Consider the following 14,773-nt stretch of genomic DNA (forward strand, 5'->3'; position numbering starts at 1 on the left):
GCATTTCAGCGAGGAGGATCAGCATGGGGCAGACCAGAAAAGTGGTTGTGGCCACGCATAACGAGGGCAAACTGCGTGAGCTTCGTCGCATACTTGACGACCTCCTGGCTGATGAGGGGCGGAGGATTGAACTGGTTTCAGCCGGCCAGCTGGGCCTGCCCGATCCGGTGGAGACCGGCGCCACCTTTCAGGAGAATGCTCTTCTCAAGGCGGAGCAGGCCGCCCGGGGATCAGGCCTGCCCGCGCTGGCGGACGACTCAGGGCTGGTCGTTGATGTGATGGGCGCCGCTCCGGGGATCCTCTCGGCACGATGGAGCGGCCGCCACGGCGACGACCAGGCCAACATGGACCTCTTGCTGAACCAGCTTCAAGACATTCCTGACGACCACAGGGGAGGGCGGTTTGTCTGTGCTGCCGCTCTGGTCGTCCCGGACGTGCCAGGGTACGCCGTCCGAGGGCGTCAGATGACCAGGATCGGCGAGATGCCCGGGAGCATCATCCGCCAGCCACGAGGGGAAAACGGGTTCGGCTATGACCCGATCTTCGTACCGAGGGATCAGCCGCAGGGCAGCGGCAAACAGCAACTGCTGACCACGGCGGAAATGACCTCAGACCAGAAGAACGCCATATCGCACAGGGGCAAGGCATTGGCGGCCATCATGCCCGTTCTCATCAGCTGGGTGCTGGGAAAAGACCATATCAAAGTCTCATAGGCCTGGCGGATGAAGAACTGCAAACGGCCGCGAAGCACCAGTTGTGAAACACCCCCATCTGAATCCCCGATCATGCTTTCAGTTTCGGTACTCTTGAATCATGTAAAGGGAAAAGAAGACATCATAAGTCAAGATCTGATACTTGAGCTCTGCAGTTGGTTGGCCTGCATTTTGGACAAATCAAGTATGCGGTTCATCTGATCTTGATGATGGTCTTCTTGTGATTCGGGGGGTAACGTATTGAGGCGATTGCAAGAACGGAGAGGTCGGGGCGCAGTACATGCGGGCCGCTCGATCATCGCTGCTCTGACAACCCTTCTGGCGACGCTTGCTATGGTTGTTCCGTTGGGGCTCAGCGCTTTGTCGGCCAATCAGGCCAGTGCCGCAGATGGGCAAGGCGAAACGGCAAGTGCAAAGCCTGTTCTCTATAAACTTCTGGCATATAACGACAAGATCGATTCCTATCAGGATGAGCTGCGTATGGACTTTGTCCTGCGTGTGAAACACCGCGCCTTCGATCCGCAATGTCAAAATGGGGACGATTCCTCTGCTTATGGAACGCAATCCTGCACTTTGTCCTTCTTCTACGAATTTGAGGGAGAGACCAATAAAACGCACTATCGGCGACTGCGCTATATGCAGACCATACCGTCGGACAGCAGTGATCCCAATAATCCAACCACTATTGCCAACCCTAGCGCCGGTGCAGTGAAATGGGCCTATAACCAGGATGAGTATTTTACGGTCCATAAGGTGATCAACTCTGGTCTCTATGACTTTTTGGTAATCTCCATAGAGGGAGATTTGTCGTATGGGGACAAAAACGACAACCCGCAATATTATCAGACGGGGGGATATCCTCAGCCGCTCAACCTCTATGCGGTTGTTGGTCCGCAGAACACCTTGACCTGCGGCTCTTCCCAGTGGGCTTACGGTGACAATGATTGCACTGACTTTCATGCTGAATCCTTGACCGGTTTAGGCGATACGGTTTCCAATATCACTGCAGATCAGGGGAAAAACATAAAACTGTATATGGGCGATTGCTACGCCAGCGATCCGAATCGCTGCAGCGGGCCTGCCTCCTTTGTCGGCTGGGACAATTATCCGCCGCTATGGAGCGGTCATCAGGCCAATTGGGGCCTGGTAACTGATTATGGGCTTTCAGTTGATCTGGGCAACAATCAAAGCCAACCCTATAGTCCAGGGGTGGCACCGCCTAAATCCTTCTTCGTCTTTTGGTTCAATGTCCGCGGCGGGAGCAATACATGCTCCAAGACCGATTCCTACTACTACCAGTGGGTTGGTCTTAAAAACAGCCAGTGGATGCCCGTCGATTCCTTGACCCCTAAGCCCGTACTGGTAGGCAATAAACAACAAATCAGCCAGAACAACCGAATGACAACCTCCTGGGGCATTCAATACAATGTGGCAACCAACAACCCCGATAACTCCGGCGTTCAGTCCTCGAATATAGCGCAGCCGGCGACAGGTCCGGCAAACGAGCTGAACGTGAACGCGGCAAATCCTACGGGTCCGCAAGCAAAAGACGGATCAATCGATTTCAAGCGCATCAAGGAGCAAGAAGGCTTCGACGGGTACTTCAAGCTGGTTACCTGGCCTGTGACCAGGAATATGAATGACACCGGGACCAGCAACAACTGCACGGTCAATCCTGAAGTATACAACCCTATGAATGTGGGCCTTGCCGGCATAACGGACAATATGGATGATGCCCAAAAGGTCAGGAATCTGGACACAGGGTGGACGATTGACACTGCCTTCTATAAGTTTGATGTGCCTCGTCCCAGTGATCCGACTATCACCAGTGTCGAGAATGGCGTCAACAGTCCTTGGGATCCCTCAGGAAGCGTCTATACCAGCAAGCTCAATCCTGTAGTCAGTGGTGAGTGCACTCCCTCCAATGACACCGCTCGTCCCAATAAGGTCACGCTTTACGGCGAGGATCCCAATAATGCTTTCAAGGAGGGGCAGGGCCAGAACGGCGAGGACTTGGTGAAAAACTCGGACTCCTGGGGATTCAAACTGGGAGAGACTGAATGCAAGCCCGATTCCACGAGCAAACAGGGAGGATCCTGGCAGATACAGGATGACAATGCACAATATCCGTCGCCCGATCCAGGCAACAAGTACAACAGGTACAGGCGATACCACGCCTGGGTGACCGAAACCGCCTCCGGGTTCGGGCTGACTTCGTTCTTCTCGAACATAAAAACAGCCTATTTCGTCTCCAATGAGAAGGCGCCTGGGGACAATCTCTCTGTCACAGTGCCTCATACGAAAAACGGGAATCTGCCGGCAAACTCGGTCGTCTCCTTCAAAGGGGAGGTGTCACCTATAAATACAGCCTGGACCTCAGGAAAACTGGGAATGGCCGATTCCAGCATGGCCATCTCCATGAAGCAGAATGCAGCTTCAGACTGGACCAGCCTGGTGACCACTCCAATCGGCACCTTCCAGAGGAATTCAGCGATCAATGCCTCGTCTACATATACGGATCCTGCATCACGCTCTGTATTGAAGGTGGTAAAGACGGCAGCGTCCACCTGGTCCTGGACGCTGAACATACCTGTTGACAAATTCAATGGCTATAACGGCGACGACCAAACGGAAAAGTACGCCTTCCGGGTTGTGCTGATCAATCCGATGAATGTCTCCTCAGATCCTGCCTTGATCAACCGAAAGGTCGATATCACTCCTACCACCCTGTCCTTGTCGCGGTTCGATGTCGCCCAGGTAGCCGGCAAAGCATATAAATATGTCAACGGAAGCAAGAAGGTTCCTGAGACCAAAGGCACCGTGGTCCATATAGTCTGGCCAGACAATACCAGCACGGACGTCACCGTGGGAGACCAGGGCTCATGGCAGACGAGTCCGCCTGAAGGCATAAAGCAGGGGGTGCTCACCGTTCAGGTTCCTTCTGATGATGCTGAAAGCACCGATTCCGCGAGCGGCAACTTCCGGGGCGGAAACGAGTCAGCTCTGAAGTCCTACACGCTGGAATCCCGGCCAATCATCTCCTCTCTGCCCTTCGCTGGAGGATGGCCGCTTTCCGCGCTCAAGATCCTGCTGATGCTGGTGCTCGGACTGGCCGGGTTTGTCGCCTGTCTAAGGAACAAACAGGAGAGCCGATACTGATTCTGACGGAATAACGCAAGGTCTGTCCTCACCTCATGAAGTTCGCATGAGGAGAGCGGACCTTGCTTGTAAATCCTGTGCGCGAGATGGGACTCGAACCCACACGTCCGAAGACACAGGAACCTAAATCCTGCGCGGCTACCATTACGCCACTCGCGCGTACGACATACCTTACCGGTCCGAAGGAACTGGTGAAAGAGCCACTTGACAGAATCGAACTGTCGACCTTCTCATTACGAGTGAGACGCTCTGCCAACTGAGCTAAAGTGGCCTTGGCCTCCTGCCCGGACCCGCCGGATGAAGACAACATGCTACATCATACTGGATGCACGAGATAAAAACGCCTTGGCTTTCAGTCATGGGTGTACAAGCTTCTTGACACAATGAAAGCATGGATCTCGATGATTTCTATGCCGTCATTCCGGCCGGTGGCGTGGGCACCCGGCTTTGGCCATTGAGCCGCCAGGACCGGCCAAAGTTCCTCTACGACCTGCTGGGGTCAGGCAAAACAATGATTCAGGGCACCTTTGACCGGCTGGCTGGCATCTGCGGGACTGATCATGTGGTCGTCTCCACCGGACAGCGACATGTGGACCAGGTTCGTCAACAGCTTCCGGATTTGGCTGAGGACGCGCTCTTCGCCGAACCTGTTCCTCGCGATTCCATGGCGGCCATAGCGCTGGCGACTGCCGTGCTGGCCCAGCGGCACGGCGGAGAGATCATCGTTGGCTCCTTCGCCGCCGACCACGTCATTCGAGACGACCGCGCCTTTGCTTTTTCGGTGGGCCAGGCGGTGGCTGCGGCCAGAGCAGGCTATGTGACCACCATCGGCATCGCCGCCTCCCGTCCGTCCACCGCCTTCGGCTACATTCACCAAGGACCCTCCCTGGCTGATCGCATTCCCGGGGCCCCGGATGCCCGCCTGGTCAGCGAATTCGTCGAGAAGCCGGATGCCTCTACAGCACAGGCTTACCTGTCAACAGGGGAGTACCGATGGAATGCCGGCATGTTCGTCATGCAAGCGCAGGTGCTCCTGGACTGTCTGAGTCGTTACAAGCCGGAGCTTCACGCCGAGGTCATGGCCATCGCCCGGGTCTGGGACCGGGATGAGCGTGTCCGCAGCCAGGCCATGGAGGAGCACTGGCCAGGCATCGAGAAGATCGCCTTCGACTATGCCGTAGCCGAGCCGCTATCGGCGGCTGGCGGCGTGGCTGTGGTGCCTGGGGGGTTCGACTGGGACGACATCGGTGACTTCAATTCAGTGGCAGGTCTGCTTCCGTCGTCCAATAGACGCAACATCAAGATTCTGGGGGATGCCGACCGGGTCATGTATCTGGATTCCGCTGGAGATATGGTCGTGCCCGGCGCCCAGCGCACGGTCGCCCTTCTAGGCGTGGATGACATGATCGTCGTCGACACTCCCGACGCTCTTTTGGTGGCCCCTCGGGCCCGGAGCCAAGAGGTCAAGGACATGGTAGCCAAGCTGGCCCAGTACGGCCGTGACGACATACTCTGAAAACAATCCAGCCGTCAAACAATATTGACCGATTTTGTTGTCTTCTGTCTGCTTTTGTGAGTAGTTTGGGGTACAGAACCGGGTGCTCGTCAGACCCGGCATCACGTCAGGAAAGGACCCGAACAACCATGGCCATCAATCCTCCAGTGGACGCTACCAGCACCAAGGCCTGGGCAGCCTTGCACCAGCACTTCGACGACATGCAGCGTCAAGGGATCGATCTTCGCGCATGGTTCGCCAAGGATCCGCAGCGCACCGAAAAGCTCAGCTTCGAGCTGGGCGATCTCTATATCGACCTGTCCAAGAATCTGATCCAGCCCGAAACCCTGTCCTTGTTGGCTCAGCTGGGCCGCGAGGTCGGTCTTGAAGAGCGGATCGAGGCCATGTTCACCGGTGAGCACATCAACAATACCGAGGACAGGGCTGTTCTGCACACAGCCTTGCGCCGGCCCGAGGAGGACCGTGGTCGTCTGATTGTGGATGGCCAGGATGTGGTGGGCGATGTCCGTGACACCCTCAGGCGCATCTACGCCTTTGCCGACCAGGTCCGCTCAGGAAGCTGGACCGGTCTGACCGGCAAGCGGATCACCACTGTGGTCAACATCGGCATCGGCGGCTCTGACCTTGGCCCGGTCATGGCCTACGAGGCCCTGAAACCCTATGCGGATGCAGGCATCAGTGCGCGCTACATCTCCAACATCGATCCCAATGATCTGGCCGAGAAGACACGCGATCTGGATCCGGAGACCACGCTCTTCATCATCGTTTCCAAGACCTTCACTACACTGGAGACCCTGACCAATGCCCGCCAAGCCCGCGCCTGGCTCCTGAAGAGCCTGGCTGAGCGCGGTCTGCTGTCCGAGGGTGGCGAGGACCGCTCGGCCGAAGCCATTCGCCGACACTTCATCGCCGTTTCGACTGCACTGGACAAGGTGCGTGACTTCGGCATCGATCCAAACAACGTCTTCGGCTTCTGGAACTGGGTTGGCGGCCGGTACTCGGTGGATTCCGCCGTGGGCACCTCCCTGGCTATCACCATCGGCCCGGAGCGCTTCGAGGAGTTCCTCAAGGGCTTCAACACTGTCGACCGCTACTTCCGCGCTACCCCTCTGGATCGAAACGTGGTAGCCCTGATGGGTCTGCTCAACGTCTGGTACGTCAACTTCTTCGGCGCCCATTCGCACGCCGTGCTGCCCTACGACCAGTATCTGCACCGCTTCCCGGCCTACCTGCAGCAGCTGACCATGGAGTCCAACGGCAAGTCCGTGCGCTGGGACGGTACGCCGGTGACCAGCCTGACCGGCGAGATCTTCTGGGGCGAGCCCGGCACCAACGGCCAGCATGCCTTCTACCAGCTGATTCACCAAGGCACTCGTCTGATCCCCGCTGACTTCATCGCCTTTGCCAATACCCCCAATCCAGCCAAGGATGGCGACCAGGACGTGCACGAGCTCTTCCTGGCGAACTTCCTGGCCCAGACCAAGGCATTGGCTTTCGGCAAGACCGCCGATGAGGTCCGCGCCGAGGGCACTCCCGAGGCCATCGTCCCGGCCCGGGTCTTCACCGGCAACAGGCCGACCACCTCCGTTTTCGGCGATGCGCTGACCCCGGCGGCCCTGGGCGAGCTGATCGCCCTTTACGAGCACATCACGCTGACCGAGGGCACGGTCTGGGGCATCGATTCCTTCGACCAGTGGGGAGTTGAGCTGGGCAAGAAGCTGGCCCGCGAGATCACGCCGGCCATCTCCCGGGATGATCAGGCGCTGGCCGATCAGGATCAGTCCACTAAGTCCCTGATCGCCTTCTACAGGGCCCACCGCCGCTGATGTCGTGCCGGGCCACTGCAGGTCCGCTTGGTGGTATATTATTGGACAGTTGTTTGCCGGAAGGGCAGTTGCCGCATGGGCTCCCTTCCTTTCAGGTCCAGCCGGATGCTCCGGCGGATCGGCACCCCCGACGGCAGACCGTCGGGTTCGTCCAGGATCGCCTCCTTTGGGGGTGCGGTCCATGTCATGGGTCGATGTGCGGCGGCCATGGAGGAACAGCATGAACGCGATTCAGGAATTTGACGCCAGCCACATGAAGCCTGCGGAGCAGATCCCCGACTTCCGCCCCGGCGACACCGTCGAGGTCAACGTCAACATCACTGAGGGCAACAATTCCCGTATCCAGGCTTTCACGGGCGTGGTGATCGCTCGCCAGGGCTCCGGCGTGCGCGAGACCATCCTGGTGCGCAAGGTCAGCTTCGGCGTGGGCGTCGAGCGTCGCTTCCCCCTGCACTCCCCGCAGATCGACTCCATCAAGGTGCTGCGTCACGGCCGCGTCCGCCGTGCCAAGCTCTACTATCTGCGCGGACTGCACGGCAAGGCCGCCCGCATCGTCGAGCGGCGCGACAACAAGGCTGAGGCTGCCAAGTAGAATTCGACCAAGGCGATTCAGCCCAGGCTTGGCCGCAGACACCCGGGATGCAATTCTCCCGGGTTTTTCTATGCTTGAGTGTGTACGCTATGAGGCATGAGGAGCCTACTTGCCTGCGGGTTTCGAGGGATGACAAGGAGTGAATATGGCCTTTCGGGACGAGGAAACGACCCCGTCAGGACTCTGGTATCCGGATGGCAAGCAGGCTACCTCAGCCCCGGTGCCACCCCGTCATGCCCTGGACCTCGGCGATGGGCGCGACTCCACCAAGAGCAGTCACCCGCGACTTGGCGAGCGTGGCTTCCTGCCCGAATTCCTGTTCGAGCTGCTGGTCTTGGTGGTCGTCGTTGTCATCCTGCGTGTCTTTTTGTTCAGCATCTACATCATCCCCTCCGGCTCCATGGAGAATACCCTGGGCATCGGGGACAGGATCCTGACCACCCACAGGCTGACCAGATCCATGGTGTCCCCTCGCCGCGGGGATGTGGTGGTCTTCACTGACCCTGCCGACTGGCTGGGTGATGAATCCAAGCCCAGCTTCGGTGGCAATCACCTGGTCAAGCGCCTTATCGGCATGCCCGGCGACACGGTGGCCTGCAAGGGTCATGGCGCCCCGGTCACCGTCAATGGCGTAGCTGTCGACGAGAGCTCCTATCTGCGCCCGGGCGTAGAGCCCAGCTCCTTCCCCTTCAGGATCAAAGTCGATCCTGGGTATGTCTTTGTCATGGGCGACAATCGCTCCAACTCCGCTGATTCACGCTTTCACAAGGAGGACGGCCACCATGGGCTGGTCCCCATGGAGAACATCAAGGGCACAGCACTGCTGACCTATTACCCTGTGGGCAGCTGGAAGCTGCTCAACAACCAGCACAAGGTTTTCAATGCCGTGCCCGAGCCTAGTCAGGGCTGAGACGACTGTGCGGAGGATCCTGCCGACCTTGGCTACCGAGATCGCTCTAGCGAGCCAGGGAGCCGAGTATGTGCTGGGCCTGGACGAGGTCGGCCGCGGGGCTCTGGCGGGTCCGGCCATGGTCGGCGTGGTGGCGATACGATCCGCCGACTTGCCTCATTTGAACGTCCCTGCCGGGGTGGCGGATTCCAAGATGCTGACACCTGCGCGTCGGCTGGCCATGTACCGTGACCTGGAGGACTGGGCTGCCGGCTGGGCGGTGGGATCCTGTTCCAACCATGAGATCGACCAGTGGGGCATTGTCCATGCTTTGGGCATTGCTGCCCTGCGTGCGTTGGTCGAGCTGGAGCATGGGATGGCTCTAGGGCCGGATTGCCGCCTGGCTGCCATCCTTGACGGTCCCCATGACTACATCACCCCGGCCGCCGACAGTTTTGACGCCCCCGATCTTCCGGCTCTGCCCAAGGTTTCCACCCAGGTCAAGGGTGATGTCCACTGCGCCAGTGTGGCTTGTGCGGCGGTCATCGCCAAGGTCACCCGTGATGATCTTATGGTCCGGCTGGCCGCCTCGGATCCTGCCTTGGCCCCCTACCATTGGGAGCATAACAAGGGCTACGGGTCGCCAGCACACCTGGAGGCCATTCGCTGTCTGGGGCCTAGCCGCCTGCACCGGGTCAGCTGGCATCTGCCTTCATCCGGTCCTGACAGAGGCTAATATCGGAACGGTCGACACGGCTATCGGGAAGAAGGTCACATGCCCGCAGGCAACGGGGGCAGGTCACGGTCCAAGCGCCCCTCCATGTTCGAGGTTGCCCGGCTGGCCGGGGTCTCCCACCAGACCGTGTCCAGGGTCATCAACAATTCCAAGGACGTATCTCCGGCTACGCGGATCAAGGTTCAGCAGGCTATCAGGAAGCTGGGCTACCGCCCCAGCAATTCCGCGCGTGCTCTGGCATCCAGCCGCAGCCGAACCATCGGACTGGTGGCTGGCGGCGTCAGTCTCTTCGGGCCTGTTTCATCGATTACGGCCATCGAGACCGTGGCCCGTTCCCATGGTCTGTTCATGTCGGTCATGATGGTGGACGAGTCAGCCTGCACCCTTGCCGGATTCCAGGAGCTCTGCGGCACCTTCCTGGAACAGAACGTGGATGCCTTCATCTTTCTGACGCCTACCGACACCATGTTCCAGGCCGCCTGTCGGGTGGAGGTAAGCCAGCCTCGTGTCATTGTCACTTCCACCCATGGCATCACCAGCGTCGAGGAAGCCCTGAGCCGCAGGCGGGGCGACGGCCGTATCGCCATGACCGGGATCGACCAGTGGGGCGCTGTGCAGCGACTGGCCCAGCTGCTGGTCTCCCGTGGCCATCGACGAGTGCTCTATATGGCTGGTCCTGCGCAGTGGCGGGATGCAGCCACCCGTCTGGCCTCCTGGAAGGTCGCCTGCGCCCGCTGCCGCATACGGACGGCTGTGGTTCATGCCCGAAGCTGGGAGGCGGGTGAGTCCTACACCCTCATGAACCATCTCATCGATCAGCGGGGCATGAACGGCACCTCCCTGCCCTCGGCCGTGGTCACCGCAAACGACAATCAGGCCGTGGGCGTGGCCCGGTCCCTGCAGGAGCACGGCATCCGCATCCCCCGCGACATCAGTCTGGTGGGCTTCGACGACGTTCCTACCGTGGACAACATGTTTCCGCCCCTGGCGACGGTTCGTCCACGCTTCGAGGAGCTGGGCGTGGCCACTATGCGGCAGGTCCTTGCCCTGCTCCACCAAGGGCAGGCTGTGGACTTCCCGGTCACTCATCATGGGGTGGGGTTGATTCAGGCGGATGTGATTCAGCGTCGGTCTCTGGGCTACGCAGCAAAGCGCGTCTGAACGCACTCGGCTCGCATCCCCTCGGGCTTGCCTGATGCTCTTGTCTTGGATACAATCGCAAATAGGCTATGTGAGCGTTAACATATCAGGCAAAGGAGCAGACATGGTTGTCGGCGAACAAGGCGTCATCGTTAGCGAACTGCAGGAGGGTGCGACCAGCCTGGGCATCGAATTCGGCTCCACCCGCATCAAGGCTGTGCTGATCGACCACGACTACCGAACGCTGGCCACCGGGGATGCCGAGTGGGAGAACCGGTTGGAGGACGGTCTCTGGACCTACTCCATGGATCAGATCCATCAGGGACTGCGGGCGGCCTACGCGGCCATGGCAGAAGACGTTCGTCGCCAATACGGGGTGACGCTGACCAAGATCGGCGCCATGGGAATTTCGGCCATGATGCACGGCTATCTGGCCTTCGACAAGGGTGGTCGGCTGCTGGTGCCCTTCCGCACCTGGCGCAACACCAACACCCGCCAGGCTCATGAGGACCTGTCGAAGATCTTCAAGATCAACATTCCTGAACGCTGGTCCATCGCCCACCTCTACCAGGCCATCCTGAACGGCGAAGAGCATGTGTCCAGGGTCGCCTACGTCACTACGCTGGCCGGTTATATGCATTGGAGGCTTTCCGGACGCAAGGTCATCGGCATCGGCGACGCATCGGGCATGTTTCCCATCGATTCCTCTCGAAAGGAGTTTGACCAGGGCCTGCTGGAAATCTTCTCCCGGCTGCCCCAGGTCCAGGCCCAGCCCTGGGATATCCACGACCTGTTGCCTGAGCCATTGACCGCCGGCAGCGATGCGGGCGCGCTGACCGCAGAAGGGGCCGCCCTGCTGGATCCCAGTGGTAATCTGCAGCCCGGCGTGCCCATGGCCCCGCCCGAAGGCGACGCGGGAACCGGCATGGTAGCGACCAACGCGGTTCGTCCCCGCACCGGCAATGTCTCTGCGGGCACATCCATCTTCGCCATGGTGGTTCTGGAGCATCCCCTGCGTGACTTCCACCCCGAGGTGGATCCGGTCACCACGCCGGCTGGGGATCCGGCTGGCATGAGCCACGCCAACAACTTCACCTCGGACCTGAATGCCTGGGTGGGGCTGTTCGGGGAATTCGCCAAAGCCGCCGGTCTGGAGCTCAAGGGGGATGCGCTTTACGCCACCCTGTTCAATCAGGCGCTCCAGGGAGACAAGGATGCTGGCGGGCTGATCAACTACTGCTTCTATTCCGGGGAGTTCCTGGCTGGCCTTGAGGAGGGCCGCCCGGTCTTTGCGCGCGGTCCCGAGGGGCGGATGACCCTGGCCAACTTCATGCGGGCCCAGCTCTTCTCGGCCTTCTCGCCGGTCACTATCGGCATGGAAGTGATGACCCGCCAGGAGCATGTCCAGGTGGACACCATGGTCGGCCACGGCGGCATCTTCGCCACGCCCAAGGTGGCCCAGCGAATCCTGGCCGCCGCCTTCAACGCCCCTATCAAGGTCATGTCAACTGCTGTGGAGGGGGGCGCCTGGGGCATGGCCGTCCTGGCTGACTATCTGGGTCATGCCGACCAGACCCTGGCTGACTACCTGGATGCCAATGTCTTTGCAGGCGTTCAGTCCACGACCGAGCAGCCGGATCCGGCCGATGTGAAGGGCTTCAGAGCCTTCTTTGACCGCTTTGCCAAGGGCCTGCCCATTGAGCAGGCGGCCGTGAAGACCATCCCCCTGCAGGGGTGAGACTGGGAACCGGAAACGTCAAGCGGCCGGATCAGCGGATCGGGCCGGGAAAAGGAGTTGCAGATGGTGTCCTTGGCTGATTATTCACCCGAGGTGCGCGACGAGGTGAAACTGGTGCGCGAGCAGGTGGCCACCTTGCACGCGCAGCTGACCAGGTGGAATCTGGTGGTCTGGACGGCAGGTAACGTCTCGCAGCGGTTGCGCTCTGCCGATCTGATGGTCATCAAGCCCTCGGGGGTGCGCTATGAGCACCTGACCCCAGGCTCCATGGTGGTCACCGATTTGGACGGCAACGTGGTGGACGGCGCTGAGGCCCCCTCCTCGGACACGCTATCCCACGCGTATATCTACCGGCACATGCCCGGGGTCTACGGCGTGGTCCACACCCATTCCACCTATGCCACTGCCTGGGCGGCCACCGGCAGGGACATTCCCTGTGTGCTGACCATGATGGGCGACGAGTTCGGCGGTCCCGTGCCCGTAGGCCCCTTCGAGCTGATCGGATCGGAGGCCATCGGCAAGGGCGTGGTCGACACCCTCAAGGATCATCCGGGCTGCCCAGCCGTGCTCATGCGCAACCATGGGCCATTCACGGTGGGAGGCGATGCGGAGGCAGCAGTCAAGGCGGCGGCTATGACCGAGGAGGTCGCCCATACGGTTTGGGCAGCTGAGCAGATCGGCACGCCCAAGCCCATCGATCCGGCTGACATAGCCAAGCTCAATGACCGGTATCAGCACGTCTACGGCCAGCACTGAGCTGGCTGGGCAATAGCACTTGACAAAGGCATAAGCAAAGGAGCAAGTATGAGCATGAACAATCCCTTCGAGGGCAAGGAGCTCTGGTTCGCCGTTGGTTCGCAGGACCTCTACGGTGAGGAGACGCTGCGCCAGGTGGGCATCCAGGCGGCAGACATCGCCAAGTCCCTCAACGACTCGGGGCGAATCCCGGTCAAGCTGGTTCTCAAGCCCACCCTGAAGGATTCGGATTCCATCCTGAACTTCATGATCGATGCCTCGTCGAACCCGGCCTGCATCGGCGTAGTGGCATGGATGCACACCTTCAGTCCTGCCAAGATGTGGATCCGGGGTCTGGAGAAGCTGCGCAAGCCGCTCCTGCAGCTGAATACCCAGCACCATGTGGAGATCCCCTGGGACACCATCGACATGGACTTCATGAACCTGAACCAGTCGGCCCATGGCGACCGTGAATTCGGCTACATTCTGACCAGGCTGGGAATTCCGCGCAAGATCGTGGTCGGCCACTACACCGACCCTGAGGTTGCCGACAAGATCGGCGTCTGGGCGCGCGCCTGCGCTGGCTGGGATGCCGCCAACAACATGAAGGTCTGCCGCTGGGGCGACAACATGCGCGATGTCGCCGTCACCGAAGGCGACAAGACCGAGGCCGAGAGGGTCTTCGGCGTCTCCGTCAACACCTGGCCGGTCAACGAGCTGGTGGATCATGTGAGCGCCGTCACGGACGATCAGATCAAGGATCTGATCGAGGACTACAAGCGCAGCTATGAGGTGGCTCCCGAGCTTCTGGACTCCCGATACGGCTCCCTGGTGGTGGCTGCCCGCGAGGAGCTCGGCATGCGGGCCATGATGGAAGAGGTAGGCGCCACCGCAGCCGTGGACAACTTCCAGGATCTTGGAGGCCTGCGTCAGCTGCCCGGCGTGGGGGCCCAGCGGCTGATGGCTGACGGGTACGGGTTCTCTGCAGAGGGCGACTGGAAGACTTCGGTTCTGATCCGGATCGGCAACGTCATGGGCTACGGGCTCAAGGGAGGCTGCTCCCTCATGGAGGACTACTCCTATAACTTCGTGCCCGGCCACGAGGAGATCATGGGCGCACACATGCTGGAGGTCTCGCCCACGCTGCTGACCGAGGGACGGCCTCGCCTGGAGATCCACCCCCTGTCCATCGGCGACAGGGAGGACCCGGTGCGTCTGGTCTTTACAGCTACGCCTTGCACCGATGCTGTGGTCGTTTCCCTGGCGGATGTACGCGAACGCTTCCGTCTGGTTATGAATGTCGTGGACGTGGTCGAGCCCGGCGGGTCCTTGGCCAAGCTGCCTGTAGCCCGTGCGCTCTGGAAGCCGCGGCCTTCGCTCAAGGTATCGGCTGAGTGCTGGCTGCGCGCCGGCGCAGCCCACCATACCTGCATGACCACTACGGTGGGCCGTGAGGCTTGGGAGGACTTCGCCCGGATAGCTGGCGTGGAGCTGGCCGTCATCGACGAGAATACCGAACCCCGGCGTTTCGAGGACGATCTGCGTGCGGCTGAGCTCTACCACCGGCTGGACAACCGGCACTGAGCACCTGCTCCAAGTAAAATTGCAAGACCCCGACCATTCAGTGTGGCGGGGCCTTTGCATATTCGGCTTGTCAGTTTGCGTTGTCTTTATTTTGCCGGTACAGTGATGATTAGGCAATGGGAATAGTGGCATGTCCAAAGGTTGA

General features: G+C 60.1%; 11 protein-coding genes and 2 tRNA genes. 11 read left to right on the top strand and 2 right to left on the bottom strand.

The window, feature by feature from the left end; genetic code table 11:
- The first annotated feature begins 23 nt into the window (after nucleotides 1-23).
- Both rdgB and ACUIAD_RS04220 read left to right on the top strand, forming a co-directional pair.
- On the top strand, nucleotides 24-713 hold the full coding sequence (gene rdgB / locus ACUIAD_RS04215) for an RdgB/HAM1 family non-canonical purine NTP pyrophosphatase (protein WP_110451685.1): 690 nt from the start codon (nucleotides 24-26) through the stop codon (nucleotides 711-713).
- Nucleotides 714-1,046: 333 nt separating this feature from the next.
- A complete protein-coding gene (locus ACUIAD_RS04220) occupies nucleotides 1,047-3,872 on the top strand; it encodes a hypothetical protein (protein WP_445342865.1) in 2,826 nt (941 codons plus the stop codon).
- 78 nt (nucleotides 3,873-3,950) lie between these two features.
- Here the strand turns inward: ACUIAD_RS04220 and ACUIAD_RS04225 are convergent.
- Together ACUIAD_RS04225 and ACUIAD_RS04230 are read right to left on the bottom strand one after the other, a co-directional pair.
- Nucleotides 3,951-4,031: transfer RNA gene (locus ACUIAD_RS04225), tRNA-Leu, on the bottom strand.
- 39 nt (nucleotides 4,032-4,070) lie between these two features.
- A tRNA-Thr gene (locus ACUIAD_RS04230) sits at nucleotides 4,071-4,143 on the bottom strand.
- Nucleotides 4,144-4,263: 120 nt separating this feature from the next.
- Here ACUIAD_RS04230 and ACUIAD_RS04235 point away from each other — a divergent pair.
- The 9 genes from ACUIAD_RS04235 to araA all read left to right on the top strand — a co-directional run bounded on the left by ACUIAD_RS04235 (nucleotide 4,264) and on the right by araA (nucleotide 14,628).
- The gene (locus ACUIAD_RS04235; protein ID WP_445342866.1) at nucleotides 4,264-5,388 is read left to right on the top strand and encodes a mannose-1-phosphate guanylyltransferase; all 1,125 of its coding nucleotides are present in this window, start codon (nucleotides 4,264-4,266) and stop codon (nucleotides 5,386-5,388) included.
- A 128-nt stretch (nucleotides 5,389-5,516) separates the two neighbouring features.
- Nucleotides 5,517-7,214, top strand: a complete 1,698-nt coding sequence (gene pgi, locus ACUIAD_RS04240) for a glucose-6-phosphate isomerase (protein ID WP_445342867.1) — start codon at nucleotides 5,517-5,519, stop codon at nucleotides 7,212-7,214.
- A gap of 220 nt (nucleotides 7,215-7,434) precedes the next feature.
- Nucleotides 7,435-7,806, top strand: a complete 372-nt coding sequence (gene rplS, locus ACUIAD_RS04245; protein ID WP_110451689.1) for a 50S ribosomal protein L19 — start codon at nucleotides 7,435-7,437, stop codon at nucleotides 7,804-7,806.
- A gap of 145 nt (nucleotides 7,807-7,951) precedes the next feature.
- The gene (gene lepB, locus ACUIAD_RS04250) at nucleotides 7,952-8,716 is read left to right on the top strand and encodes a signal peptidase I (RefSeq protein WP_445342868.1); all 765 of its coding nucleotides are present in this window, start codon (nucleotides 7,952-7,954) and stop codon (nucleotides 8,714-8,716) included.
- A complete protein-coding gene (locus ACUIAD_RS04255) occupies nucleotides 8,688-9,431 on the top strand; it encodes a ribonuclease HII (RefSeq protein WP_445342869.1) in 744 nt (247 codons plus the stop codon). The genes lepB and ACUIAD_RS04255 overlap by 29 nt, the downstream gene beginning before the upstream one ends.
- A 39-nt stretch (nucleotides 9,432-9,470) precedes the next feature.
- Nucleotides 9,471-10,592 (top strand): LacI family DNA-binding transcriptional regulator, encoded by a 1,122-nt coding sequence (locus ACUIAD_RS04260; protein WP_110451692.1) that lies wholly within the window; start codon nucleotides 9,471-9,473, stop codon nucleotides 10,590-10,592.
- A 103-nt stretch (nucleotides 10,593-10,695) separates the two neighbouring features.
- On the top strand, nucleotides 10,696-12,309 hold the full coding sequence (locus ACUIAD_RS04265) for a xylulokinase (protein ID WP_445342870.1): 1,614 nt from the start codon (nucleotides 10,696-10,698) through the stop codon (nucleotides 12,307-12,309).
- A 63-nt stretch (nucleotides 12,310-12,372) separates the two neighbouring features.
- Nucleotides 12,373-13,065 (top strand): L-ribulose-5-phosphate 4-epimerase, encoded by a 693-nt coding sequence (locus ACUIAD_RS04270; RefSeq protein ID WP_445342871.1) that lies wholly within the window; start codon nucleotides 12,373-12,375, stop codon nucleotides 13,063-13,065.
- Between the two features lie 48 nt (nucleotides 13,066-13,113).
- A complete protein-coding gene (gene araA / locus ACUIAD_RS04275) occupies nucleotides 13,114-14,628 on the top strand; it encodes an L-arabinose isomerase (RefSeq protein ID WP_445342872.1) in 1,515 nt (504 codons plus the stop codon).
- The last annotated feature ends 145 nt before the right edge of the window (nucleotides 14,629-14,773 follow it).

The organism is Bifidobacterium sp. ESL0819, assembly GCF_052606245.1.

Bases quoted from the DNA above. Each gene is read 5' to 3' on its own strand.
- rdgB (WP_110451685.1), top strand. From the start codon at position 24: ATGGGGCAGACCAGAAAAGTGGTTGTGGCCACGCATAACGAGGGCAAA.
- ACUIAD_RS04220 (WP_445342865.1), top strand. From the start codon at position 1,047: ATGGTTGTTCCGTTGGGGCTCAGCGCTTTGTCGGCCAATCAGGCCAGT.
- ACUIAD_RS04235 (WP_445342866.1), top strand. From the start codon at position 4,264: ATGGATCTCGATGATTTCTATGCCGTCATTCCGGCCGGTGGCGTGGGC.
- pgi (WP_445342867.1), top strand. From the start codon at position 5,517: ATGGCCATCAATCCTCCAGTGGACGCTACCAGCACCAAGGCCTGGGCA.
- rplS (WP_110451689.1), top strand. From the start codon at position 7,435: ATGAACGCGATTCAGGAATTTGACGCCAGCCACATGAAGCCTGCGGAG.
- lepB (WP_445342868.1), top strand. From the start codon at position 7,952: ATGGCCTTTCGGGACGAGGAAACGACCCCGTCAGGACTCTGGTATCCG.
- ACUIAD_RS04255 (WP_445342869.1), top strand. From the start codon at position 8,688: ATGCCGTGCCCGAGCCTAGTCAGGGCTGAGACGACTGTGCGGAGGATC.
- ACUIAD_RS04260 (WP_110451692.1), top strand. From the start codon at position 9,471: ATGCCCGCAGGCAACGGGGGCAGGTCACGGTCCAAGCGCCCCTCCATG.
- ACUIAD_RS04265 (WP_445342870.1), top strand. From the start codon at position 10,696: ATGGTTGTCGGCGAACAAGGCGTCATCGTTAGCGAACTGCAGGAGGGT.
- ACUIAD_RS04270 (WP_445342871.1), top strand. From the start codon at position 12,373: ATGGTGTCCTTGGCTGATTATTCACCCGAGGTGCGCGACGAGGTGAAA.
- araA (WP_445342872.1), top strand. From the start codon at position 13,114: ATGAGCATGAACAATCCCTTCGAGGGCAAGGAGCTCTGGTTCGCCGTT.